The 25189-nt window shown below is 46.6% G+C and carries 15 protein-coding genes and 1 riboswitch; of the genes, 4 read left to right on the forward strand and 11 right to left on the reverse strand.

Features of this window, described 5'->3' with window-relative positions; translation table 11 throughout:
* Window positions 1–7: 7 nt before the first annotated feature.
* The 3 genes from MHI06_RS25160 to MHI06_RS25170 all read right to left on the reverse strand — a co-directional run bounded on the left by MHI06_RS25160 (window position 8) and on the right by MHI06_RS25170 (window position 5570).
* Window positions 8–1042 carry a cytochrome d ubiquinol oxidase subunit II gene (locus MHI06_RS25160; RefSeq protein WP_169481476.1) on the reverse strand — a complete coding sequence of 345 codons (1035 nt, stop codon included), beginning with the start codon at window positions 1040–1042 and terminating at the stop codon, window positions 8–10.
* Complete coding sequence (locus tag MHI06_RS25165; RefSeq protein WP_340399470.1) at window positions 1039–2385, reverse strand: cytochrome ubiquinol oxidase subunit I; 1347 nt, start codon at window positions 2383–2385, stop codon at window positions 1039–1041. The genes MHI06_RS25160 and MHI06_RS25165 overlap by 4 nt, the downstream gene beginning before the upstream one ends.
* A gap of 338 nt (window positions 2386–2723) precedes the next feature.
* On the reverse strand, window positions 2724–5570 hold the full coding sequence (locus tag MHI06_RS25170) for an ATP-binding protein (RefSeq protein WP_340399471.1): 2847 nt from the start codon (window positions 5568–5570) through the stop codon (window positions 2724–2726).
* Between the two features lie 344 nt (window positions 5571–5914).
* On the opposite strand from MHI06_RS25170, the gene MHI06_RS25175 reads away from it, so the two are divergent.
* The gene (locus tag MHI06_RS25175; RefSeq protein ID WP_169481473.1) at window positions 5915–6613 is read left to right on the forward strand and encodes a response regulator transcription factor; all 699 of its coding nucleotides are present in this window, start codon (window positions 5915–5917) and stop codon (window positions 6611–6613) included.
* Between the two features lie 46 nt (window positions 6614–6659).
* Here MHI06_RS25175 and MHI06_RS25180 read toward each other — a convergent pair whose 3' ends face one another.
* Entirely contained in the window at window positions 6660–7076 is a 417-nt protein-coding gene (locus MHI06_RS25180; protein WP_169481472.1) for a hypothetical protein, read from the reverse strand.
* A 242-nt stretch (window positions 7077–7318) separates the two neighbouring features.
* Here MHI06_RS25180 and MHI06_RS25185 point away from each other — a divergent pair, with 242 nt between their 5' ends.
* From MHI06_RS25185 to MHI06_RS25195, 3 genes are all read left to right on the forward strand, one after another.
* Entirely contained in the window at window positions 7319–8461 is a 1143-nt protein-coding gene (locus tag MHI06_RS25185; protein ID WP_340399472.1) for a virulence factor, read from the forward strand.
* Between the two features lie 147 nt (window positions 8462–8608).
* Window positions 8609–8823, forward strand: a riboswitch (Lysine riboswitch).
* 116 nt (window positions 8824–8939) lie between these two features.
* Window positions 8940–10421 carry an amino acid permease gene (locus tag MHI06_RS25190; RefSeq protein WP_340399473.1) on the forward strand — a complete coding sequence of 494 codons (1482 nt, stop codon included), beginning with the start codon at window positions 8940–8942 and terminating at the stop codon, window positions 10419–10421.
* A gap of 404 nt (window positions 10422–10825) precedes the next feature.
* Window positions 10826–11467, forward strand: a complete 642-nt coding sequence (locus tag MHI06_RS25195) for a class D sortase (protein ID WP_340399474.1) — start codon at window positions 10826–10828, stop codon at window positions 11465–11467.
* A 128-nt stretch (window positions 11468–11595) separates the two neighbouring features.
* Here the strand turns inward: MHI06_RS25195 and MHI06_RS25200 are convergent, their stop codons facing one another.
* The 7 genes from MHI06_RS25200 to MHI06_RS25230 all read right to left on the reverse strand — a co-directional run bounded on the left by MHI06_RS25200 (window position 11596) and on the right by MHI06_RS25230 (window position 25064).
* Complete coding sequence (locus MHI06_RS25200; RefSeq protein ID WP_340399475.1) at window positions 11596–16119, reverse strand: collagen binding domain-containing protein; 4524 nt, start codon at window positions 16117–16119, stop codon at window positions 11596–11598.
* 153 nt (window positions 16120–16272) lie between these two features.
* Window positions 16273–17400: a transglutaminase domain-containing protein gene (locus MHI06_RS25205; RefSeq protein WP_340399476.1), complete on the reverse strand. Its 1128-nt coding sequence runs from the start codon at window positions 17398–17400 to the stop codon at window positions 16273–16275.
* 201 nt (window positions 17401–17601) lie between these two features.
* Window positions 17602–19995 (reverse strand): S-layer homology domain-containing protein, encoded by a 2394-nt coding sequence (locus tag MHI06_RS25210; RefSeq protein ID WP_340399477.1) that lies wholly within the window; start codon window positions 19993–19995, stop codon window positions 17602–17604.
* Window positions 19996–20223: 228 nt separating this feature from the next.
* Window positions 20224–21150: an alpha/beta fold hydrolase gene (locus tag MHI06_RS25215; RefSeq protein ID WP_340399478.1), complete on the reverse strand. Its 927-nt coding sequence runs from the start codon at window positions 21148–21150 to the stop codon at window positions 20224–20226.
* Between the two features lie 168 nt (window positions 21151–21318).
* Complete coding sequence (locus MHI06_RS25220) at window positions 21319–21945, reverse strand: bifunctional 4-hydroxy-2-oxoglutarate aldolase/2-dehydro-3-deoxy-phosphogluconate aldolase (protein WP_340399479.1); 627 nt, start codon at window positions 21943–21945, stop codon at window positions 21319–21321.
* A 249-nt stretch (window positions 21946–22194) separates the two neighbouring features.
* The gene (locus MHI06_RS25225) at window positions 22195–24336 is read right to left on the reverse strand and encodes a glycosyltransferase (RefSeq protein ID WP_340399480.1); all 2142 of its coding nucleotides are present in this window, start codon (window positions 24334–24336) and stop codon (window positions 22195–22197) included.
* Window positions 24333–25064, reverse strand: a complete 732-nt coding sequence (locus tag MHI06_RS25230) for a glycosyltransferase family 2 protein (protein WP_340399481.1) — start codon at window positions 25062–25064, stop codon at window positions 24333–24335. Before MHI06_RS25230 ends, MHI06_RS25225 begins: the two co-directional genes overlap by 4 nt.
* Window positions 25065–25189: the final 125 nt, after the last annotated feature.

A 25189-nucleotide genomic window follows, 5' to 3' on the forward strand; every position in this document is an offset into this window, starting at 1 on the left:
AACAGACTCATCCTTTCTTTTTACCAGAATTACCGCGTACATAATTGGCATCAAACAGGAACAGCTTCATAATCAGCACAAGCGAAGGAATGAGCACAAGCAGCCCCAGGCTGAACGCCGTAATCAGCGCAATCCCCATCGTGCGATTCGTAAAGCTGTCGTAAATATTAATGTAGGGATAAAGGATATACGGAAGGTGGGATCGCCCGTAACCATACCATGCAAAGGCAAACTGAAGCATGACAGCGATAAAGCACCAGCCCAGATATCTGCGTTTCCACACCAGCGACACCGCAATGACAAAACATATAAACGAAGCGATGAACATCCATGAAATATTCACCATCTGCTCAAAGTGTGCGGGATTCTGTTTGTTAATCTGCAGAAAAGCCAGAAAGCTCGCGAAAATAGTCGGCAAGCTCCAGAGCAGCGCGTACTCTCGAAGTACCTCGAATGCCGGCTCATCCCCAGCTCGCTTTGCATAGTAGGAAAGAAACATCGCCGAGATGTACAGCACACTAACCAGTGCAAGCAATACAACTGACCAGGTATAAGGATTCGTCAAGAATTCACGCCAACGAAAAAACACCTGATCGCCCACCTCTTCAATGATCCCGCCTTCGGATATCGCCAAAATGGTGGAGAACACGGCTGGAATCAGCAATCCCGTCGCTCCATACAATGCCATGTAGATCCGGCTGTTCTGCCCATGGTTGCCATAGGTATTGTAGGCGTAATACACACCCCGGATGGCAAGCAGTACAATGGCTAGGGAACCCGGAACCAACAAAGCCGTCCCGTAATAAAAGGCGCTGTCCGGATAAAACCCGACCAGTCCGACCACAAAAAAGATCAGAAACACATTCGTCACTTCCCACACGGGAGACAAATAGCGCTGAATGATGTTATGAATCTTGTTCTCGTGCCCGGTCAATATGCTGTAGAAGCTGAAAAAACCTGCACCGAAATCAATCGAAGCCACGATCAGATATCCGAACAAAAACGTCCACAATATCGCAATGCCTGCAATTTCGAAACTCAATGCACGATCCCTCCTTCAAGCCCCAGAGACTCCAGTTCCTTCTCTGCTTCCTTGTTACGGAACAACTTGCTGAGTACCCGAATGCACGAGAAACACAGGATTAGATACAACAAGATGAACAATACCAGCATCCACCCTACCGATGTTGACGTCGTTGCAGCTTCCGATACCTTCATATACCCGCGTAAGATCCAGGGCTGCCTGCCGACCTCAGCGAACATCCACCCAAGTTCGATCGCAATCATGGCCAGTGGCCCCAGCAAGACAATACCGAGCAGTAGCCATTTGGGATATGGCTTACGTCCTGGCAACCAGCGCCGCAGTACATATAACACAGGAATCATCAGGATGATCACTCCGGTTGTGACCTTCAGGTCGAACATATAATGTATGGACAGCGGTGGTCTTAGATCCGCAGGATACTCTTCGAGACCTTTCACTTCCGTATCTGGACGATTACCCGCCAAAATGCTAAGGGCATAGGGAATCTCAATGGCGTATTTCACTTCATTATTCTCATCCAGAATACCGCCATAGACGAGCGGTGCCTTCTTCATTGTCTTGAAATGCCATTCTGCGGCAGCCAGCTTCTCCGGCTGATATTTCGCCAGAAATTTACCGGAGGAGTCTCCGATCATGACGGTACTGATCGCAAATACGAGTGCAGACACCGTCGTGAGTTTCAGTGCTTTTTTGTAATACACATGGTCCCTTCCCCGGAGCAAACTGAAGGCGGCTATCCCCGCCAGGATACCTGCACTCAGGGTGTAGGATGAGGCGAGTACATGAGATACCTTGGTTGGCGTCGCCGGATTTAACATCGCAGCAATCGGGTGGATGTCCTTCATGATGCCATTAATCAAGGTGAATCCCTGAGGCTGGTTCATGAAGGAATTCACCGTCGTAATGAAAATCGCAGAGGCCGATGATCCCAGTGCGACTGGTATCAACAGCAGCATATGCGTATATTTCTTTTTGAAACGATCCCACGTATAGAGGTAAATCCCAAGAAAGATCGCCTCGATAAAAAAGGCAAACGTCTCCATAAACAGCGGCAGGGCTATCGCCTGACCCGCTACCCGCATAAACATCGGCCACAGCAGACTGAGCTGTAATCCGATGGAGGTGCCTGTAACGACGCCCACGGCAACAGTAATGACAAAGCCTCGCGCCCAACGGCGTGCCAGCAAGGTGTAATGGATATCATTGGTTCGTAGCCCTCGCCACTCGGCCAAGGCAATCATGAGGGGAACGCCTACACCGATGGAGGCAAAAATAATATGCACAAACAGGGTAAGACCGGTCAGTATCCGGCTGAGCAAAACAGGATCCAGGGATGACATGGTTACACTCCTCTTTCACATAATCGTTTATGTACGACAGCAGATCACTCTGCTTGAACGTGTATCTCAATAACTCATGATTCGAATGATGCTTTTCACCACGGCATACAGTACAACCACAGCTGCGACCAGACAGACGATGATGAGTGTTTTCTCTTGTTTACGGAACATATAGCTGCCGTCCTCCTTTGGCATGGGATGCAAATTATGGCTCTATATACAGTGTGCAAAAGAATAGGTTTTTTTATCCGGGACATTGAAAAAACAAAAAAAGCCTTTACCTCTCATCACGCTTGCGCGCCAAAAGGTAAAGGCTTCTTCATTCCTAATCATTATGTTTAAAGCAGCACATCCTGTTTCGGCAGTCGAACCTTGAACGTGCTTCCTTTGTCCGGGGCAGATATGAAGGTCAGTGTACCGTTGTGATCCTCTACAATTTTGCGGGAAATGTACAACCCGATTCCTGTTCCACCAATCTGTCGATGATCCGAATTATCCACACGATAGAATTTGTTGAACAACATGTCCTTCTCTTTCTCGTCAATACCTATACCGTAATCACGCACGTCGATACATAACCATTCCTCTTCTTCCCATAATGTAACATCAATCCGATCGGCTCCCGGTGAGTATTTGACCGCATTACCCACCAGATTATGAAGAACTTGAACCATCCTGTTCTGGTCAGCATAAGCAAAAAAGTCCCCATTAAACGTATGCACATGGATTCGCTGAACGGACTTCATATTCCATTGATCAACTACGCCTTCTACCAGTTCAACTAGCGGTACATAGGTCATATGGTAGGCCATACCTTCATTGTCGAGGCGCTGAATATCAAGCACATCATCCAGCAAACTGCTCAGCCGCATGCCCTCTGAGGAGATGGTCTGCATGAATTCCTGCCTTTGAGCTGCCGGAAGGTCATACATCATCATGAGTTCCACATATCCCATAATGGTAGCTACAGGTGTTCGAAGTTCATGAGATACCACGCTAATCAGCTCATTTTTCATCCGATCCAGCCGCTCTTCTCCTGTCCGGTCACGGAAGACCAGCAGGAATCCATGATTTTTACCGGGAACATCCATCTGCTTCATGTACAAGGAAAATACACTTTTCTCCACATTGTTAAAAATAAATTCAGTCTCGATAAATGCCGTTTCTCCATCCAGGAACGCTTTCGTCTGTTCCAACAGATTGAAGTTATCGGTCAATACCATCGTATCAATTGCCTGAGCCAAATCTTCAATGGATCTACCCAGGAAATTACCCAGACCAAACATCTCTTCTATCCTTCGGTTGACGATGGTTATCGTGCCTGATCGATCTGACATGACGAGCCCTTCCCGAACGGATTCTATAAATTGCTCGCTGATATCCCGCTGTTCCTGGATGGCACTTTTTTCATGTAACAGCTCCGAATTCAGCTTTTCCAGTGCAAGGGCATGACGTACACGGTCTTCTTCTGCTCTTGTTCGCTCCGTAATATCCTTAATAAACAGGTTATACAACGTCTCATTCTTACCGAGCTGAATTTCAACAATTTTGTACTCAATCGGAAAGACGGAACCATCCCGGCGAATACCTGAAATTTCATCTACGATCGTGTATCTCTTGCCTTCAACATATTCGAATCGCTCCAGCAATGTCTTAATCTCCATGCAGCTTGCCCCTTGAAAAAGAGACGGTGCTTCCTTCATCAGGATCACTTCTTCCCGAAGCAATCCAAACATTCTTTCGGCCTCCGGATTAAACTCAACGATGATTCCATTGGAGTCCACAGCGATAATCGCATCAATCGACGATTCAATAATCGCACGTTTGACTTCTTCACTATTCTTGAGTTCCTTGGTCCGCTCTATGACCCTGTCCTCCAGCGTTAACTTATCGTGACGAATCTGTTCGAATTGTTCCAGCAATACATCAGCCATTTTACGCAAATTACCAATAAGAATCTGCACTTCGGTTACATGGCTCGTTGGCCATTCCATCTTCCCATTTCGAAACAACAGCCTCGGAAGAGAACCTGTCATCCTGGTTAGTCTTAAGAGTGGACTAACGACCTTACTGCTCAGAGGAGCCGCCACAATCATGGAAGCAACGATGATGATGAACAGGGATTGCAACGTTGACAGGTAGATCGATTCTATTCGGGGATAATACTTGGCTGAGCCGGTCTCAATGAATACCCTATAAGGTGTTACAACTGTCATCTCCGCTTCATAGATGAAAGATGCCTGTTTCCAGTGATTCAATACATCGCTGTAATGGATATTCTCGGAGCTTAACAGAATAAGGTTATCTTTCGACTTAAGGAGACTGTATTTATCCATGTCCAGATACTCGCCAGCCTGCAGTGTATTCAAACCAGAAGCGACGACTGTATCATTCCGATTCAGCAAAATCACATTCACACCCAAAAGATGATGATACCGCGCCATGTTCTGATCCATATTCTCCGAGGTAACATACTGTTCGTCCAGATCCTGGACAACGGCATTTGCTGCATGTTTCATATCACGTATAATGGCATCATTTATTTGACTCAATTGTCTGCGGCTATCTGCGGATAACAATAGGAGAGAAACAAACACCACGAAGGCGACTACGTATTTAAATGCAATTCTTGTGAGTGGAATGGTTCCTGTGCGCTTTGATTTGTGCTCACCCGTAGTAATCCAGAAATCCACCACAATACCCGCGATCAGCGCATTCACCATGCCAATCACGGCAATATACATATACTCATACTTCAAATCTTCAATATTCAGTCTCAATAGATAATGTCCGCAATAGATGACTGGAAGTAGCATCACTACCCAGAAGACAGCATTAGCCTTGATTAGGCTGCCATTCTTCCAACGCAACTGCCAACCGAGCATCCAGATCAGTTCAATGAAATGCGCAATCATTACCGTTAAGTTCCGCGGCTCGAAGCCAACAACGGTGGTATTCAGCAGATGGATGACTGTAAGGGTGACAAATCCATAGATAGCCCCATGTAAACGAAGAGCAATGAGTGCTGCTGCGCTGCCAACCATAAACTGTACACCATAGAATAAAGTAAGTGGAAAAATAGTACTTAGTGAGCCAAGAATGATCAGAATACTGGTTCCAATCCAGGGTATCCTCAGCTTCAGCACGACCCACTCCAGCAGTTGGCTTGCCTTTATACGATCCATAAGCAACTGCCCTCAAGGTTATTTTTTTGTTCTATATTTAACAACAACGTTGGTTCCCCCCATAAACTTCAGCGGATACAATCTACTTTTTTTCCCCTCAAATCGTTCTGATCTATTATACTGTAATTAGCACTTGATGTAGATTTGGGAAATTCTGATCGCTCGGCAAAAAAACTGCATTCATGCTAAAATATTGAAGTTCATCTAAAAAGCCTGCTTTCCATCTACATATACATTCTATATTCTGGAATAGAAACATTAAAATTTTTGCAGTATTTCTTAGCAAATCACAGCTTTTTTTTAGTATTTTCTTAACACATTATTTTCACCAGGAGTGTGACTCTATGACGATCAAAGTACTTCTTATAGAAGATGAGAAAAATCTGGCTGACATGATTGCTTTCTTTCTTGAGGAGGAAGGATACATCACGGAACGGGTTCATCATGCCCGCGAGGCACTTCAACTGTTCCCACAATTCCAGCCTGACATTGTTGTAACAGACCTGATGCTTCCTGAAACGGATGGCAATGCTCTTGTAGAAGCCTTTCGCCAGCACTCCACTGTGCCGATTCTAATGATCTCAGCAAGCACGATGCTGAATGATCGACTTCGTGCTTTACATAATGGTGCGGATGACTTTCTGTGCAAGCCATTCAGCCTCAAAGAGCTGGACGCCAGAATTAAAGCGCTGCTACGCAGATCCATCATTTCCTATCAGGATAAACCAGCTAAAGAAGACAAGCAGGCCGAGGTTACTGGACATGTGAATGTAAATGAGTACAGAAGAACCCTGTTTGTGGATGGCGTTGAGATCGAGGTCACTCATATTGAGTTTGAAATAATGAAGGAATTGTACCGGAATCCAGGTAAAGTGTTCACCCGCAATGAGCTGATGGATCGGATCAAAGGCTCCGAACGTGCCTATCTGGATCGTACCATTGATGTTCATATCTCAAGCCTGCGTAAAAAAATTGAGCCTGATCCCAAGAACCCCCGTTATATCAAAACGGTGTGGGGAACAGGCTACAAATATGTGATCTAATTCGATCGTAACATTAAAGTTAAAAACCTTTGGCCATATCCCTCTCTTATCTCATGGATAAGATGGGAGGTATGGCTATTTGTGATTCATATACAGAGGGATGCAGCCACTGCTCCATGTCTTTGATCAGCTGATCTGGTTCTTGCTCGTTCCAGAGGATCATCTTCATCTCACCTGTACCTGTAATCAGTTGCAGGTGTCGCTTCCGAATCAGCGATTTGAAATCCGTAATGACCAACAACGGAATCTGCGGCATAAAAGCCCGAATAGCATTTGCCGCTGACACTGCTTCTTCCGCAATCTGATAATCAACAATACAATAACGGGAGTTTTCCCAACTTCCCCGGTGTGTTTCTATTATTGAACCGGATGGTGCATCAGCCATCCATTCCCTAAACAATTGAATAATATTTTCATATGCAATACGACGTTTTCCATCCGAAAGCACGGTAATGGGTTCCATAGGTATAACCTCCAGTTGTTTCTTCTTATTATTGTGCCAATTTTCGTTTAAAAATGTTTGTGCGTGAACATGAAAGAAGTGTTAACAAATTTCGTACTTCTTCACATAAAGTGTCATTCTCGTGCACTTTGTGTCTCGATGATTTCGCAGATTCCACACATTGATGTAAAATAGAGAAATACCCGTGTGATTTAACTTACGGGAAGTTAAGGATGAATCTGGTATTATAGGAGGTTACACTGATGAATATTGTTTCCATTGAACCAACACCGAGTCCAAATACGATGATGCTGCATCTCGATGAACGTCTGGAGGACGGAATTCGCAAAACATATACACTGGACAACGAACGATCCGCTCCGGCGTTCATTCGCCAGATGCTTCATATTCCCGGCGTAAAGAGTGTATTCCACACAACAGACTTTGTAGCACTTGACCGTAAAGGCAATGCAGACTGGTCCGTCATTTTGGGGGAAGTCCAAAATCGCCTTGGACAGCAAGGCATTGATCTGGACTGGATTGAATCCGAAGATGGTTCAGGCGAGCACTTCGGAGAAGCACAGGTATTCGTGCAATTCTTCCGAGGCGTACCGATGCAGATCCGGGTCAAGGCCGGGGTCAAGGAAGAACGAATCTCGTTGTCGGACCGCTTTGTCAAAGCCGTGACGGAAGTCGCCAGTGCGACGATGATCAAAGAACGCAAACTGAGCGATTACGGTGTTCGATATGGTGAATTGCCTGATATTGCTCGTGAAGTCGAGCAGGAATTAGAAGCTGCTTATCCGCCAGAACGACTGGAGCAGGTCATCCAACAGGCCATTGAACATGGTACCAAATCAGAAGAGTTCGTCGAGCGCCGTCGTGAATTGGATGGAGCCGAACTTGAAGAGGCTCTGCGAAACGAGGACTGGAATGTTCGCTATGCGGCTTTTGACGGCATGGAGCCTACCACCGAAAGACTGCCCCTCGTAGCACATGCTCTGCATGACAACAAAATGCAGATCCGCCGCTTGGCCGTGGTATACCTGGGTGACATTCGTACACCGGAAGCGATGGAATTGCTGTATGAAGCACTCCAAGACAGTTCTCCTGCGGTACGCCGTACTGCGGGGGATACCTTGTCGGATATCGGTGATCCTGCCGCCACTCCAGCCATGACAGCAACGTTATCCGATAAAAGTAAACTTGTACGCTGGCGTGCAGCTCGTTTTCTATATGAGGTCGGAACAGAAGAAGCAGAACAAGCCTTGCGAGTTGCAGCCGATGATCCCGAATTTGAAGTCAGCCTACAGGCTAAGATGGCTCTGGAGCGGATCGAATCGGGCGAACAAGCTGCTGGAACGGTATGGCAGCAGATGGCTGGCCGTAACAAAAAAGAGGAGTAGTCGTCCCTCAGACCTCACATCCAACTATTGTTATTGCACTGGAAAACCATGCGCGTTATACTGATTGTCTGTTTACTAAACAGGACACATCGTGTTAAGTTGTGTTGATTATAATTTCATAGACAATAGATACACCTCATCCATTGATGGTGAGGTAGAGGTCGCGGGTGCGATCAGTACGCTGATGGAGGCGCTAAGGAGCCGCTTATGAGATCAGCCGAAAGGTGTACCCGCCGAAGCTAACTGGACGTTCCTTATACGGTCCGGTGGGCTGGGGCTGCTGTCGAAAGGCGCAGAACTGTCACGGAAGTACATTTCCTCTTATGGAGGTATGAATTCTTCTGTGTTGAGCTATCTTAATCATCTGGGACATGGTGCGGACATTGAATATAGAGACCGCAGGCTGATGCCTGTGGTCTTTTTTGTTTATGAAGTCAAGTATTGCAAACATCAGTATATCGAATGAAGGAGTGTTTCCATGCAAGACCGTAGTAACCCAACAACAACTGGACCTTCCCTGAAAAAAGGATTACGCGCACGCCATATGACGATGATCGCCCTCGGTGGCTCCATTGGTACCGGGCTGTTCCTCGCAAGTGGTACCGCCATCTCAACCGCAGGCCCTGGTGGAGCTTTAATTGCCTATGCGGCTGTGGGCATCATGGTCTATTTCCTAATGACCAGCCTTGGTGAGCTTGCTACCTTTATGCCGGACTCCGGTTCATTTAATACGTATGCCGCACGTTTTGTCGATCCCGCCCTCGGATTCGCCATGGGCTGGAACTTCTGGTACAACTGGGCGGTAACCATTGCAGCAGAGCTTGCTGCCGCTACAGTACTCATTAAATACTGGTTCCCCGACAGTTCATCCATGTTATGGAGCTTGTTATTCCTCGTGCTGATTTTTGCCTTGAACATCCTGTCGGTCAAAGGCTACGGGGAGTCCGAATACTGGTTCGCCATTATCAAAGTAGCTACCGTTATCATCTTCCTGGCCGTTGGCGTGCTCATGATCTTCGGTATTATAGGCGGAGAAGCGGTTGGTTTCAGTAACTTCACCATCGGTGATGCGCCTATTCATGGCGGATTCTTCGCCGTGCTTGGTGTATTCATGGCCGCTGGATTCTCATTCCAAGGTACAGAGCTTATCGGTGTAGCCGCGGGTGAAAGTGAAAACCCGCGCGAGAATGTTCCCCGTGCGATTCGTCAGGTATTCTGGCGCATTCTGATTTTTTACATTTTGGCGATTACCGTGATCAGTCTGATCATCCCGTACACTCATCCGAACCTGCTCAAAGGTGATTTGGAAAATATCGGGGTTAGCCCGTTCACGTTAGTGTTTGAGAAAGCTGGACTCGCCATTGCGGCTTCCGTCATGAATGCCGTCATTCTAACTTCCGTACTCTCTGCTGGTAATTCAGGTATGTATGCTTCTAGCCGGGTTCTCTACGCCCTTGCCCGAGATGGTAAAGCCCCTCGCTTCCTCGGCAAGTTGAACAAAAAGGGTATTCCCATGAATGCCCTGTTGCTCACGACAGCCGTTGGTATGTTGGCATTCTTGGCTTCCCTGTTCGGCGATGGCATTGTGTATACCTGGTTGCTGAATGCATCCGGGATGTGCGGATTTATCACTTGGCTGGGAATCGCCATAAGTCATTATCGCTTCCGCCGTGCATACGTTGCACAAGGCAGAGACCTGAGCGATCTGCCTTACCGGGCACGTTGGTTCCCGTTTGGGCCGATCTTCGCTTTTGTCCTGTGTATCGTCGTGATCATCGGACAGAACTACCAGGCATTCACGGGTGACCAGATCGACTGGAGTGGAGCCATCGTCGCTTACTTGAGCGTACCGCTGTTCCTGGTGCTGTGGCTGGGTTACAAATGGATCAAAAAGACCAAAGTGGTGCCTCTACAGGAATGTGATTTTACACCTACCGATTCACCAGCTGATAAGCACTAACGAAGCAATTTTACACTTGCCACTTCGATGACAGAATAACCTTCCGATCGCTGTTATCCCCAGATTTTTTGATTCACTTTTACAAAGGTAAAAATCTGGGGATAAAGGCGAAGCGTATGCTTACGAAGGAGCTTTCTTGCAGAAAGCTTTTAGCTTCGCTTCTTCACGCTATTTCTGTCCTCTACGTTCTCATGTAAATGGTTAGTTTAACTTATACAGCTGATTCGATCCGACTCCATATAATAAAACATCCCCGTGGTGATACGGGGATATTTTATTTTGGGACGGCTCTCCCTATGAACATTCCTCTATGCCCTTTCGTCCCTGTCCATATTTTGTATAGGTCGGTAAGTACAATAGAGAAAGGTACATTATTTTTCTTGGACAACGGGAGTTGATGCATAATGAAAAAATTCTCTATCCTGCTCATCCTGCTGGGCGTTCTGATCATCAGCTTGCCTTTCCTGCGGGAAACGTATTATGACTGGCAGCAAACCCAGGTCATGAACGATCTGGAGCAGTTGCAAAACGGCTTGTCTAAGCTGAATCACTCCTTCGAACAAGGTATACAGGATGCAGCTTCTACCGAGCCGACTGCTGACAATACAGGTACAGTGCAGGAAGCCTCTTCGGATACGTTGGGGGTACTATCGATTGACAAGATTGATGTCCGCTTACCGATTCTGGAGGGTGCAACGGAAGACCATATGAAGGTAGCTGCAACCCATCTTGTGGAAACTACCAGCATTGGAAACAAAGGTAATGCAGCCATAGCCGCTCATCGCGCCCACAAAAAAGGACGACTGTTCAATCGCCTGGGGGAACTCCAGATTGGTGATTCAATGGAGGTCACTCTGGCAGATCGAACGATTATCCGGTACAAGGTAGATCAGATCTCCGTTGTGGAGCCGAATGACTTGTCTGTATTGGAAGACCCGGGGCTCGGACAAGTCCTCACCTTGATCACCTGTGATCCACTCATCAATCCAACACATCGGCTAATTGTAAGAGCCATTGAAGTGAATCCGGATGTTGCCGGATTTTGATCCTCCCTAAGGTTTTAGCCAATAAAACACCCTCTAGTATATTCACACGGTGACTCTGAGTCACCGTTGTGAAAGCTAGAGGGTATTTTTATCTGAATATGATCTGTTTCTGCATTACGTGCTGCGATCTAGCGTTGAAACGATTGTCTACGTCTGAAGTAGGCGTATCCCGCACTACCTAATGCCATCAGCATCATGCCTGTAACAGTGAAAGCCAATGTGCTCTTTTCACCTGTCTGCGGCAGCATTCCCTCTGATCCAGAGTTTCCGGCCTGCTGTGATGCAGAATTCCCAGTCCCCTGTGCCCCATCTGTGTCCGTTCCAGCAGGAGGTGCCAATGCACTATTTCCACCCTGTGTCTCTGTATCCCCAGCTGGAGGTGCAGTGTTATCACCGTTCGAAACGCCAGGTGAAGGAGGAGCTACTCCGTTATCTTCATCTGTTGGAATTTCGGTTCCGTCGTCAGGTTCTGTAGGTTCTGTAGGTTCAGTAATAACCGTGCCTGGAACCGACGGTCCTGGCGTTCCTGGTTCCAGTGTTACTGGTTTTTCCGGGTCTGGTGTTACACCCGTAGTAGGTGTTCCCGGATTATAAGGTCCACTCGATCCACCTGATACTGGGATAACCTGATTTGTTTTTTCTACAACTACAGCTTCGGTTTGTATGTTCGTAATTTCAAATGGTACTGGTGTTGTGTCCAAGATATATCCATTAGGCGCTTTTATTTCAACCAACTGATAATTATTGATATCCAAGTCTTCAAGTACAATTTCACCTTGTTGATTGGTTGTCAGTGTAGCTTCATCTAGACCTGTTACCTTGTGGAACTCCCAATTCCCATTTGCGTCCATCAATGCAGTTTGGGCACGTAATTCAAATACAGCTCCTTGAAGATGCTGAGTTCGACCCGCATTGTATTTAATCAATTTTACAGAACGATCATTTTCTTTATTTGCAATGGTCAATTGGGTTTCCGGTTTGGTAATAGATACAACCATCTCGGGCTGTTCAATCACAAAGCCTTCGGCCTTGGTTTCTACCAATGTATATGAACCATAGGCCAAGTTATCAAATTCAATAACCCCGTTTATATCCGTAACCCGTGTGTCAACCACCGCATTTGTACTGTCATGCAGTTCGAATTCAATTCCAGCTAACACGGATTGATCCTTAGCGTTCACTTTAGTTACCAACAGCTTAGCATTCGTACCCTGCGTATTGGTTTGTGTGAGCGTAACAATCTGTGTTTGATTGGCTACAATCGTAAGAGGTATAGGCGTTGAATCCAGTTGATAGAATTCAGGTGCCTCGACCTCAATCAATTCATAATCCCCTGGCTCCAGATCTGTTGCTCCGATCTTTCCATCCTCACCCGAAGTTATCGTATTGATCAACTGTCTGGTTTGACCATTTAGCAGGTACAATTCGAATGTTGCACCTTTTAGCGTTTTTATACTGTCAGTAGCATCCACCTTGGTTAATTGGAAACCTTGACGAATTTTCTCGTTAACCACTTCAAATGATGCGTCAGCATCCATAAAGAGGATCGTTTTACCGGCAATAGCACCATAGTCTGCATCAATCAAGTATCCCGCTGGTGCTGAAACTTCCTTCAACTTATAGGCTACACCATCGGTTGCATGTAATCTGTAGTTTCGAGAGGTGCTCGTCTCACCCTTCACATCCGTTGGTTTCAATGTTTCCAGAAGCGTAGTTCCCGAAGCATTATAGATCGCGAACACCGCTCCCTCCAGTGGAAGACTTGCATCATCGACTTTGTGAATTTTCAATTTACCTACACCCGTAGATGCACCACCGCCAGCACCCGCCATGGAAACACGAATTCCACTCTGCTGATCTGAACCCGTCACTGAGGACGATTGACCTGCAAACTGAACATTATTCTCTATTCTTGCACCACTATCGGCATTAATAAAGGATTGATATTCCAAAATAAAAGCGGTTCTCATTTCATTCTTAAAGGTGAATGTAAAGGTGTTATCCTCCACAACCAGTTCATACTCATTGGAATCAACCATACCTGCCTTGGTCGATATAGTGCCAGAGTTGTTTGCTGGCAGATTGGTCGCATATAACTTCAACGTATCGGCAAGCAAAATTTGGTTATCCGATAACGTGTCTGTTAATACGGAACCTGCTGTAATATAGGATTGGCTTGGGTTGATATTAACAGTCCAGGAAGCTTTATCACTTGAGCCGATCTGCTGTCCTGTTTTGTGAACGTATATCCCACCATGAGCGGGTGTCACAGACACTGATTTTTCGAATCGCAATGGGCCGCCAAGGCCATCGTTCAGCGTTGCATGATTGGAGTATGTGCCATCAACATCATATGCCCCATCCAAACTGGTCTTATATACGATTCGATAGGCTTCTTTTCCTATGTTGCCGAGGTCTAAAGCAAAGCCCTTTCCGTCAGTGTTCAATTTGAAATCCCCTGCTGCAGGAGTAACCTCATCACCAATCGCAGTGACATTATTCTCTCCCTCCAGCTTGAGCTTGTTCACTTTTAAAGATCCGTCTACAAAAGATTGATTACCTGTATACGCATCCTTGAGAATAGCATTCTGGATCTCATATAAATTATAATTCACATCGATCGTCCAGGTGATCGTTTTATCTTTAGCGCTATATTCGCCTTTTTTATTACCGTTCTCAATCGTATAACTTTGTGGTTTGACCACAGCCGATTTGGTAATCGAAGCTTGAGGTACATTCGCTTCGTTCCAATTCAAAGTAGCTTCGTTACGATATTCATTATTCGTTGGCATACCTGCCGTTGGATCAAAGCTGGTTTTGTACGTGATTACATGTTCTTTATCAATCATACCACCAGCCTTCAATTGAAGAGAGAAGCCTTTTTCAAAGTTAAGATCACCTGAACCAGCTTCTGGCTCAGCCTCAAACTGATCCGCTTGCTCTCCACTAATTTGCAGACTGCCCGGAATCAGTTTCATATTTCTACCTTCGTAATTGTCTGTAATAACGATGTCCGTCATTTCCTTCAAATCACGGTTCAACACAATCTGCCATTCGATTTCTTTTGTGTTGAAGTTTTCACTTTTTACGCTCTTTGCAAAAATAACTTCCTGAATATCTCTTTTTCCTTCTTTCGAAGTGTCATCATACATCTTCACCGTATTGGATACGGTAGTGTCTGCATACACACGGTCAATCGCTTGGGTTTGATATTCAATTTCATAAGCCTCGGCGATGCCATTCTTAAATTGTAGCTTTAATCCTTCATCGAAGCCTGTACCAACTCCTTGCAGTGTATAAGATTCTGGAGCTAACAGAGTAGTCCCCGCAGGCTTTCCACTAGAATCAATATTCACTTGATTTACTTTTACCGAACCTGGAACCAATTCCTGTTTTGCAGTATCAAAACGGTCTTCAATCCATGCATTCGTCTGAGTGATAGCTTGTTGATTGTAATTATATTGTACTTTCCATGTGATCGTCTGGGTCACCGGATCATACGTACTATCTTGCCCGGATTTATTCAACGGCTCATTAAAGCTTACAGTTACCCTATCGGTGTCTGTTTCTTTATCCATCTGATCCCCTGTAAGTTCTACCTTATTTTCATATGGAACGTTAGTAAAAGATCCGCTCGTCGGGGCTTTAATACTCGTTGTGTATGTCACCCGGTAAGCTTTCTCGATATTGCCGAAGTTAATTGGAAATTGAGTTGCTGTTCGGTCTATAGCTCCTTCTTTGACAGTTCCGTTCAATTGAACCTGTAATTCACGAATCTCAATATTCCCTTTGAGTTCCAGACCTTGCGGAAGTGTGTCCATCAGAGAGGCATTTTTGATTTCCTTTTCCCCTTGATTAAAGTCAACCGTCCAGTTAATTTCATCTGAGTTGAAATTGTTATTATTTGCAAAGCCTGATTTCGTGAGTTCATCCTTGGCCGTGTTAGCAAAGTGTACATTAATTATGCCTTGCCCACTAGAGCTAAAATCTATCGGTTGCTTCAAGCCACCGTCCATCTTGCTCTCGTCAAACTTGATCCAAACGTAAAAGTTACCTTTTAATTCCGAACCAACGATTTGATCATTAAACGTAAACGTGACCGTACCATCGGGATTCACCACATATTCCCCAACATCACCATCCAGTGTTCCTGTTAATTGCGATTCAATCTTGAACTTGTCTGGGAGGTCGAACGTGTACGTAGATCCGTCTCCATAACCATGGGAATCGTTTGGTAGTGCCCATTTAAAGAACACAGCTACCTCATCCTTGATACTTGGTCTGACTGTCTCAATTTCATCCCCTTGAGGCTGAACCGTTCCGTTTACCACTTCAGGTACTTGATTGTACATTTGTACACTTGTAATTAAATCTTCCTTGATCTCAGAGCCTGCGGATGCATTAAGCAAACGCATCGCATTTCCTGCCTGATCTCCTGGAGTACTCGCATCTTCTTCCAGAGTAGCAGCGTCACCGTTGTTTCCCTCTCCCGAAACTGCCGAACCTTCTTCTGATGCTGTATCGCTCATTGCACTGGCTGGCAAATTAGTCATTTCATCCTGAGCATGCATCGTTGGTGTAAATATCCAACCCTGCATCATTTGCGTGACCAGCAATAGAGCAATGATCACTATGCTCACTTTTTTCCTCATTTTTTGCATTTCCTCCTCTAACGTAGTGTTGGCTTACGCCGAAGATTAGAATAGCAAAGCGACATATACAAAAAATAGACAACCTATAAACCCTTGTCATTGAACACAAAAAAGAACGCTCCTCAAACGGAGCGTCCTGTTCAAAAACGTTTGTTAAAGTTTCCAGTTAATTTTAACGCGTAAATCTGTGGTACCTTCCATTTTGGACACATAATAGGAAATCGATTTCATGCCAAGCTGGTACAAACCCTGCAAATCTTCAATCAGCCCAGCCTCAGTACCCTTGTACCTGAATGTGAGCGAGGTTCCGCCTTCCTTCAGCGTGCTTTGAACCTTGGTCTTCAGCGCAGCATGGCCTTTAACCGCATCCTTTTCATCATACAGGGAATAGTCGAGAGCGTGGTACAGCTTCTGATAGGCAGCCTTTTTGCTATCTCCGGCCTTCACCAGCTTCAATAAAGCTTCCCGATAAGGAGCTGACGCAGCAGGGTACTTGCTTTTGCCTGTCCAGATATGGTCACGTGCCATCTCATCATCGCTGAGCAGATAATAGCTGTGGCTTACCTTACCTTTGCGGTCAGGGGTTGGATCATCCCAGGTGGTATCCATGTGATACCACTTGCCGTCCAGGTTGACGATATTCCAGGCATGAAGCTGTCCACCTGCTGTGCCTTCCACAATCCGATTATCAATGCCCACTCGCTCCAGCATCCGATAAGCCAGCAGTGAATATCCCTGACAGACGGTACTGCCTGTAACAAGCCCGTCGTAGGCCGTATATTTCTTCAGAGAGGTATCATAGGAAAGGTTAAGCACAATCCAATCATGGATAACCTTGACCTTCTCATGATCCGTCATGCCTGGTTTGATGATTTCTTTCAACACGTTCGTGACTTTACGATTCACATAATCGGTCTGTTCCTTGGTCTCCCGGTAGGAGAGCGTCACATGTACTTCGGCCGACACATTGGAACCTTTATAATTAAATGCATAACTTTTAACGGTATATTGAATATAGGGGTCACTCTTCATTGCCTCATCGATGGAGGTTTGCAATTGTTTTTTCAGGCCTTTCACATTGCCTTTGTATGTAAAAACAAGTTCCTCCGTTCGCTGTGACATTGCCGTAAGCAAGGTCTGGCGCAGATCCGTAGCCGTAGATATATCTGATGTACCCGATGCAGCATACAGCTGATCCAGATCAACCGTACGTGGTAACGCTACAGCAATCAGACAGCCTGCCAGCAATATGGTGAACATTCGTTTCCCGTTCTTACCCATGAAAGGAACCCACCCCTCTTTGCAAAGTTCTCACGCCCTATTGTATCACAAAAGGCTCTGTCGTCATTCTTCTAGTTTTGTCAAAGCAAATCAAAAGAGACCTTCAATGGAAGGTCCCTCTGATCTTCAGTTCAATGAATCACGATTACCCGTTATCTTCATCCTATGATTCACACGGGCACGATATGCGTCATTCCTCGTCTAATACAGACGATTACCACTCATAAACGTATCTGTCTTGCCTTGAAGCTTGGCAAGCCGTTCCAATACCTGTGATGCTTCAGCTACCGTCACTTTGCGTGCAGGCATGAATCGTCCTTCAATCGAAGGAAGCAAGCCGAGCTTCAAACTCAGGGAAACCGCTCCCTTGCTCGTAATGGCACTGGCATCCGCAATGTTGGGAAGATCCGATGGCAACGTGTAGAATCCGGCCAGTTTCTCATAGCGTAAAATACGTACAAGTAGCACTGCCAATTCTTCACGTGTCATCTCTTCTTGCGGATTCAAATTCTGTTCAGGGTCCGCTCCGGCAAGCCAGCGCTGATCAATTAATGCCCGAACTGCCTTATAATACGGGCTGTCAGGCGTCACATCAGCGTACAGCTTGTCATCTCCGTCCCCACTATAGTAGAGATCCATATTCGGGTTAATCGCTCTTGCCAAATAGTTAAACCAGTCACCTCGGGTGATCACACGATCCGGGAATACACGTCCCTGCTCATCCGCAAGCAACACGCCATGCTGCATCATATTACGAAGAGCTGCTTCGGCCACATGGCCGGAAATATCCGTGGGATCGGCCTTGGCTACAGAGCTTGTGTCCCCGTATAACAACGTCCATTCTCCTGTGTTAGCATCCAGCACTTCATAGTTGCCGTAGATCGAATGATCATCTCGTGTAGGCATATAAGCCAGGTTAACTCCCACCGGTATGATTTCACCGCTGTTCGTACCCCATCCACCGTAACGCGAATACGCCAGAACCAGCTTGAACTCTTCCAGATAGATTGCCTTTGCCTCATCGTAACTGATAGCTGGCTCTTTCTCTGCTGGCAGTTGTTCAGGCGTAGCGGCAATACGCGTATAGAATTCGTTAACTGTTCCGTTGTTCAACACCTGTACTTGTGCCGTATCATCCTTAACCGGAATTCCGTTCAGATACCGTTGGAACATAAAGGTGCGGGCATCGTCTATCTCAATAACGTTAGCCAACCGGAACTGCTCCGTTGCATCTGGAACTAGCGCAATAACCGTGTTCATCGCCAGTTTCTCAGCCTGTTTCCGGGTTACCAACTTCTCTGCCTTCTCTTCAGTTGGCTTCTCCTGCTCCATCTCCGGTCCCATTCGTTGCATCATTGTATAGCTGTAGATCTGTCCTGTAACTGCATCTACCTGTGCTGAGATATCCCGCATGAACATATAGGACATATTGGCACTTCGATCACTCCAGCTCAGACTCCACACCTGATTGTTCGGACTTGTGTACAATCCCTTACTTAACTGGCTGTGCTCCAGCTTGTAACCTTTCGGAATATCAAAGTTCGTTGCCACCCGATTGGCGGCCTGCTGTACATTTAACCTCGTACCCTTAGCCGGGACAAAAGGAGTTACATCACCTTTCAACTTCGTATCCTGCTGTAAAGAATCTTCATCTACGGCTTTACCTGTTAAAGTATTAATCCGTTCCAACGTATTAGCCTCAATCGGAACGATACTGATATTTTTCGGTGTGTAGCCAAGGTAATACTGCTGACCCTGTTTGGAAGACAGTCGGTCTTTGGAGATATAAGCTAGCTCCACATCGAACTGTTCTTCAAACTGCTGTCTGGCTTTCTCTTCTGAAGCTGCCGGTTTCGATGAAGGATACTTAGCTGCGGTAGTACCTCGTGAGTAACCTGTCACCAAACCACTTTCATCCACATTTATGTAGACTGTCTCTGCGTCAGATAACAATCCGTCATGTTTTAACTGGTAAGCATATCGGTACTCTGTTCTGCCGAACAATGACTGTTGTTCAATGGAAGAATACAGATCTCCAAGCGGAGCATACTCCGTGTCCTTCAGACCTGGAATCGCTTGGTACAACAGTGCCACTGCCTTCTCTTCGGCTTCAGCTTTGGTTAGCTTCACATCCGATTCCGAGATATGCTTATCCATGACATCCGACGGCAAATGTACACTTAACACTTCCCCTGTGCCTGCATGTACCGTTGCATTGAATCCTGACGTATGATTGCCTTGTGTGATCTGGAACCCGATCTCCCATGCCTTGTAGTCTGGCGGTGGGTAAGAATTAGGTGAATCGAATCGTGCAGATGAGATTTTTGCTTTCTTTAACAAAGGAAATAGCTTCAGTATATTTTCACTGGCTTGCCTGGATGAGATTTTTGCTCCCTCAGGCACGTCATTGCTCGTTGCGTCTAGTTGTTCATTATCCCCCGTTGTTGCTTCGGTCACCTGTTCAGCTCTCGCGGCTGATGCGCTGCCTGCAAAACCTGGTGTTTGCGAAGCAAGTAGCAGTGTTGCCATCGCTGCCGTTGTTGCTTTGGTTGCGAACATTTTGAAACGTACATTAAACTTCCAATTCAAACTCAAATCTGGACCTCTCCCTTCAATTTCATACAAAGAAGCATAGCAAATAACCTCGCATGAATATTGCCAGTCTATTCTATGATACCATAAGCTTCCTTTTTAATGGTCGTTTTCCCGGCAATTTTACAAATGTGAATTTCTGCATATTGTTCATAACAGCAAAAAAACGCCAACCACGTTGGCGTTTTCTCTGTTAGCCTGCACTCTTATGTAGGCCTGATTCTATCTGGTTTAACTGCTCACAATCGTGGAATCGTTCGACTTAGACCGACCTTGGACATGGGTTTGCAAGAATGGAATAACCGTATCCCAAAAGACAGGGTCTTCCTCGGAACAACTGTGTCCTCCGCTGTTGACCCATAGATGTTCCACAGGCGGATCGGCTTTGGACATAAAATATTCTAGCTCACTCGGGGGAATGAAATTATCTCCCTTGGAGTGCACCATAAGCATCGGCAGTTGCATTCCCCTGCGCCGTTCATTAAGCATCATCACCGGATCACGCTGACGATAGGATTTGAGAGATTCACCCAATCGCCAGAACCAGATTCTCGGAATTAACTGGGCCAGTGGAAAGAGGGGCAGACGCCGACGTCTCAGCTCCGAACTGACGATTACCTCAAATTGCGATGGCATCGAGTCCGTAATCACTGCTGATACAGGTATTCCCTCCGTCACTGCAAGAATCGTACCCAGTCCACCCAAAGAATGTCCAAGCACTCCGATGGCATCCGCATCAATCTCTGGTCGTGCAGTCGTATACTGCAATGCTGCCAGCAGATCATCCCGGAACAAATAGGCAGATGCAGCACGAACCTGATCACTGGCCCCGTGACTGCGAACATCATACATAAACAGGGCATATCCTGCTTCCCAGATCGGACGTGCGTAACGAAGAACACGGGAGCGATTGGAGCCCCAGCCATGGGCAATAATAACGAGCGGCCATGGTTTCGGAATGTCAGCTCTGGCCGGGATGAACCAGCCATGCACTCGACCGCCCCCACTGTCAAAGGTCACATCCTCAAATGGCATTGGAGGCGTCAGGGTGATTGGAATCTTCTTGGGTGTCTGGCTCTTCACAGCCGCCTTCCATAATCCACCTGCCGTTACTGCGGCCACGGCAAGCATGCCGCCAATCATTGTTTTAGCTTTCACAGGGCATCTCTCCTCTCCGAATTCTGGCATACATCCATCATAAGACAATAGAATGAACGGCACGTTAAACGACATCGGTATTTATGATAACGATTGATCTAAAATAGTTCTAAAAGCCACCTTCATATATATACCCAAATCTACGTAACTCTCGTCCGTCGCCTGTGCCTACACCTTCGTTGCTTCCACAAATTTCTGTGCGCAGGCTGCAATCTGCTCATGATCTCCTGCAGCAAGAGCCTCTCGTGGCAAAAGTGCACTTCCCAGACCGACTGCCGCAGCGCCTGCTGCATAATAATCAGCAATATTCTCCAGTGTGGCACCACCTGTTGCCAGCAGTGGAATATGATTCAGTGGGGCTTTGATCTCCCGCAGATATGGAATGCCCAGACTCGCCATTGGAAACAGCTTCACTACTCGTGCTCCCGCTTCATGAGCAGCGACAATCTCTGTGGGTGTCATGGCTCCAGGCCAGATCTCGATACCATGTTCTACAGCATATTCAATTACAGACAGATCGACATTGGGGGACACCAAAAATTGTGCCCCTGCAGCGACCGCTTCCTTGGCCATCTGTACATTCAGTACCGTACCCGCTCCAACATAAGCCTTCCCTTCATGCCGCTCACGCCAATCTGCAATAATATCATGTGCTCCAGGCGTGTTCAGTGTGACCTCCATCAGTCTGATTCCACCACTCGTCATACCTTGTCCAGCTGTTACTGCCGCTTCACGGCTAATGCCACGCACAATCGCGACCAGCCTCGACTCCAATAATACTTCCGTCAGATTCATATCCAGTTCCCCTTGCTTCATCAATTCGGCAGCCGAAGACAGGCAATCATGTTCACCGCTTTTCCGTTACTATTATTGTAAAGCATATCCTCCCCTTGATGAAATACATTAATCCATTTCCGAAGTGAATGCGTCTGTCACCAACTCTATGATGTACTTTTATCACAACGTAAAAAAACCTCTTCATGGAACATGGGCTGATTCACCCACTCAATTCCACAAAAGAGGTATCCATTTTGATCGGAAATGCTAAGCATTTTCCAAGACGTTATCCTTCTCCAAATCTTTAAAGTAACGATCGTTATATAACATACTCGGATGTGTTGGATGGTAGGCGAGTGCGATATCATTATGTTCCCGCGCCTTGGCACGGTTACCCATCCGGTCATAACACACACATAGTTGCAGATGCGGCATCCAGGTCCACGCTGCTTCATTCAGCACTACCATAGGATCATCCGGACGTACAGCCCGAGTCGCCTGTTCGTACCAGAACAGGGCTTTGCGATAATCTTCACGGTCGGCAAAATAACCACCCAATCGACAGCAGATCTCGGCTCTTGGCAAATCATAGGCAAACGATCGGAACAACGCCGTTACTTCCTGTTCCGGACGTTCACGTGCGGCTTCACAATCCGCAATTTTCTGGCAAGCAGCGATCTGATCTTCTACCCAACCCAGCCCGGAATCCAGAAACTTCTCATAGTACTTCACTGCATCCTCATGTTGTCCATGGTCCTTTAATTCATTGCCGAAATAATACAAGTCGCGCGGTGGGAAGTCCTCTCCGGCCTGCTCCCTTTTGCGATAGATCCGTAGATTCCGATCGGTATATTCTTTGTCTTTCTTATGGGTAACTGCCACATCACTATGCAGCAGATTGCCCGCTACAGCCAGATATTCATGCACCGCACCAATCCAGCGAAATTGCCGATCTCGACGCACCAGACGATTCCGGCGCAGGCTGTAGGCGACCTTGCCGTCTGCTGTGAATGACAGATTGTAATCCATCGTGACACTATCAATATCCGGGTCCAGCGAACGTTTCAAAGCAATTAGCTTGGCGCGGTCTTCCGCTTCAAACACATCGTCGGCATCCAGCCATAGAATATATTCACTCTTTGCTTGATCGAAGGCAAAGTTACGTGCTGCTGCAAAGTCATCCACCCATTCAAAATCAACGATACGATCCGTATATCTGGAAGCGATCTGACGGGTACGATCCGTTGATCCGGTATCAACGATTACAATCTCATCGGCAATACCGTTGACCGAGTCCAGACATCTGGCGAGGGAAGCTTCTTCATTTTTCACAATCATACACAGCGTAATACTGATCGTCTCTTCGCCTCGTCTGGCCCTGCGGTTAAAGGCAGATACCCCCGGTAGCTCAGACAGACGATAGATGTGATAGGCCGGAAGATGTGTATCAACGAACAAACGAAAACCCAGTGCCTGAGCACGGATGCAGAAATGACGATCCTCGCCCCAGAAGGATACATTCGGAATCTGGTCATAGGAAACCCCTGCTGCCAGAACATTTTTGCGAATGAGCGTACATGCCCCCAGCCCTCCAACTTCGTAGCAACCCGGGACACGTAGCTGATTCAGAAAAGCAGTCGTTTGCGCCCCCTCGTCTTCCGCCTCGTTCCCGGCTGATGATTTGCCGCCGCGACGATACAAAGCATACTCATCCTGCAACCATACCTGCGGCATCTCCCTTGCACCCGGCTGCCAGCGGGTCCAAAAGATATTGGATACAATGTCTTTGCCGCTCGATACGAGTTGCTCCAGCGTCCGCGGATGCATCACCAAGTCAGAATCAATCAGGAAAACCGCATCGTAGTGGTTATCACGTGCATATTGCAGAATATGATTTTTCAAACCAGCTACGCGCCAAATCTGCTCATCCTGCCAATAGTGGCCTCCCTCATCCTTGTTGTATACCCCTTTGTTGCGAGGACTGTTGCCGTCAAGTTCATCTGTATGAATAACCGTCCCTTCATGCTGAAGCACAAATTCACGCAATATATTCGATGCGGCTTCTTCCTCGTTATCGTCTACAAACAGATAGTCCGTCTTCACCGTTGTTCGTTCCAGTGCATGCAGAGAATCCAGAAATTCACGGAGCACCGCAGCGGTCTGGCGAACCGGGCTCGCGATCAGTATTCTTTCCTGTCCAGACTCAGAAAGCTTTTCCGATTGAAGGGTTTCCCGCGATTTAGCAGAACGTCTGGACGGTCGATTTTCACTCTGGCTCACATGCTGGTTCTCTTTTGTTTTCTCATTCTGCTTCTCTTTCTGATTCTCTTTTTCTTGGGAATACGGCTCTATTTGAGGTGTGGATTCTTCTTGCGATTTGCGTACCTGATCTTTCTTCAACTCCCTCACTCCCCCTCTCCATTCTCGGACCATAACAACAGTCGTGGCGCTTGATCCAATATCGATTCATACTGTTCCTTCCAGCCGTATCTTGCTTCAGGGTCCAGTGCTTGATAGCGATCATATTTGCGAATACGGTCTTCTTCCCGAGCCCAACCATAGTGCTTCACCCGGGGAGCATGACATCCATAGGACCAATGCTGGATTGTTAACGGAAAACGACCACAATGCTGGGGAGTTTCTTTCCATTCATAGCTCATACCCGGGTGATACCGAATTAAAAATGGCCGATAATAAGCGTGCGCCTGCCAAAACTCATCTTCCCGGTAATGCGTCTCACTCCACATATCAAACAATCTGAAATAGATGGCGTCTTCATGTCCACTGAGCAACAAATCGCGCACAGCCCCAAAGTCACGGGTTAGAATCTCATCTGCATCCAGATTTAAAATCCATTCCGGTTCAGTCGCCACTGTCTCTTCCCATTGTTGTTTTCTCAGGCTTACCTCATCTGCAAAACGTGAAGCAGAATTCTCCACTAATACGAGTGGAATACCGTCCAGAAGTTCCCGGCACAGTGCGACCGTTCCGTCTGTGCTTCCGTCATCAATGATGACCGCACGATCAATCCAGGTACGGTGTGTCTCCAAAGCCTGCCTGAGATATCGATTCTCCTCATTACGAACGATCATCGACAAGGTGATATGTGGTCTTCCATGCTCCTTTTGTTCATCCAAAGCTTCACCCCCATGCTCAAGCTTCTACCTATTAAAATCATCGAACATCGATGCCTGGACAAATCACAATCCTCTATTTCCAATCTATGCAGAGCTAGAATGCGGATATGCAGGCCAAGAAAACC

The sequence above is a fragment of the Paenibacillus sp. FSL H8-0079 genome, assembly GCF_037991315.1.
Taxonomy (GTDB): domain Bacteria; phylum Bacillota; class Bacilli; order Paenibacillales; family Paenibacillaceae; genus Paenibacillus.

Excerpts from the sequence above, each read along its gene's own strand:
- MHI06_RS25190 (WP_340399473.1), top strand. The coding sequence starts at position 8,940 with ATGCAAGACCGTAGTAACCCAACAACAACTGGACCTTCCCTGAAAAAA.
- MHI06_RS25170 (WP_340399471.1), bottom strand. The coding sequence starts at position 5,570 with ATGGATCGTATAAAGGCAAGCCAACTGCTGGAGTGGGTCGTGCTGAAG.
- MHI06_RS25200 (WP_340399475.1), bottom strand. The coding sequence starts at position 16,119 with ATGAGGAAAAAAGTGAGCATAGTGATCATTGCTCTATTGCTGGTCACG.
- MHI06_RS25185 (WP_340399472.1), top strand. The coding sequence starts at position 7,319 with ATGAATATTGTTTCCATTGAACCAACACCGAGTCCAAATACGATGATG.
- MHI06_RS25175 (WP_169481473.1), top strand. The coding sequence starts at position 5,915 with ATGACGATCAAAGTACTTCTTATAGAAGATGAGAAAAATCTGGCTGAC.
- MHI06_RS25165 (WP_340399470.1), bottom strand. The coding sequence starts at position 2,385 with ATGTCATCCCTGGATCCTGTTTTGCTCAGCCGGATACTGACCGGTCTT.
- MHI06_RS25195 (WP_340399474.1), top strand. The coding sequence starts at position 10,826 with ATGAAAAAATTCTCTATCCTGCTCATCCTGCTGGGCGTTCTGATCATC.
- MHI06_RS25180 (WP_169481472.1), bottom strand. The coding sequence starts at position 7,076 with ATGGAACCCATTACCGTGCTTTCGGATGGAAAACGTCGTATTGCATAT.
- MHI06_RS25205 (WP_340399476.1), bottom strand. The coding sequence starts at position 17,400 with ATGGGTAAGAACGGGAAACGAATGTTCACCATATTGCTGGCAGGCTGT.
- MHI06_RS25220 (WP_340399479.1), bottom strand. The coding sequence starts at position 21,945 with ATGAATCTGACGGAAGTATTATTGGAGTCGAGGCTGGTCGCGATTGTG.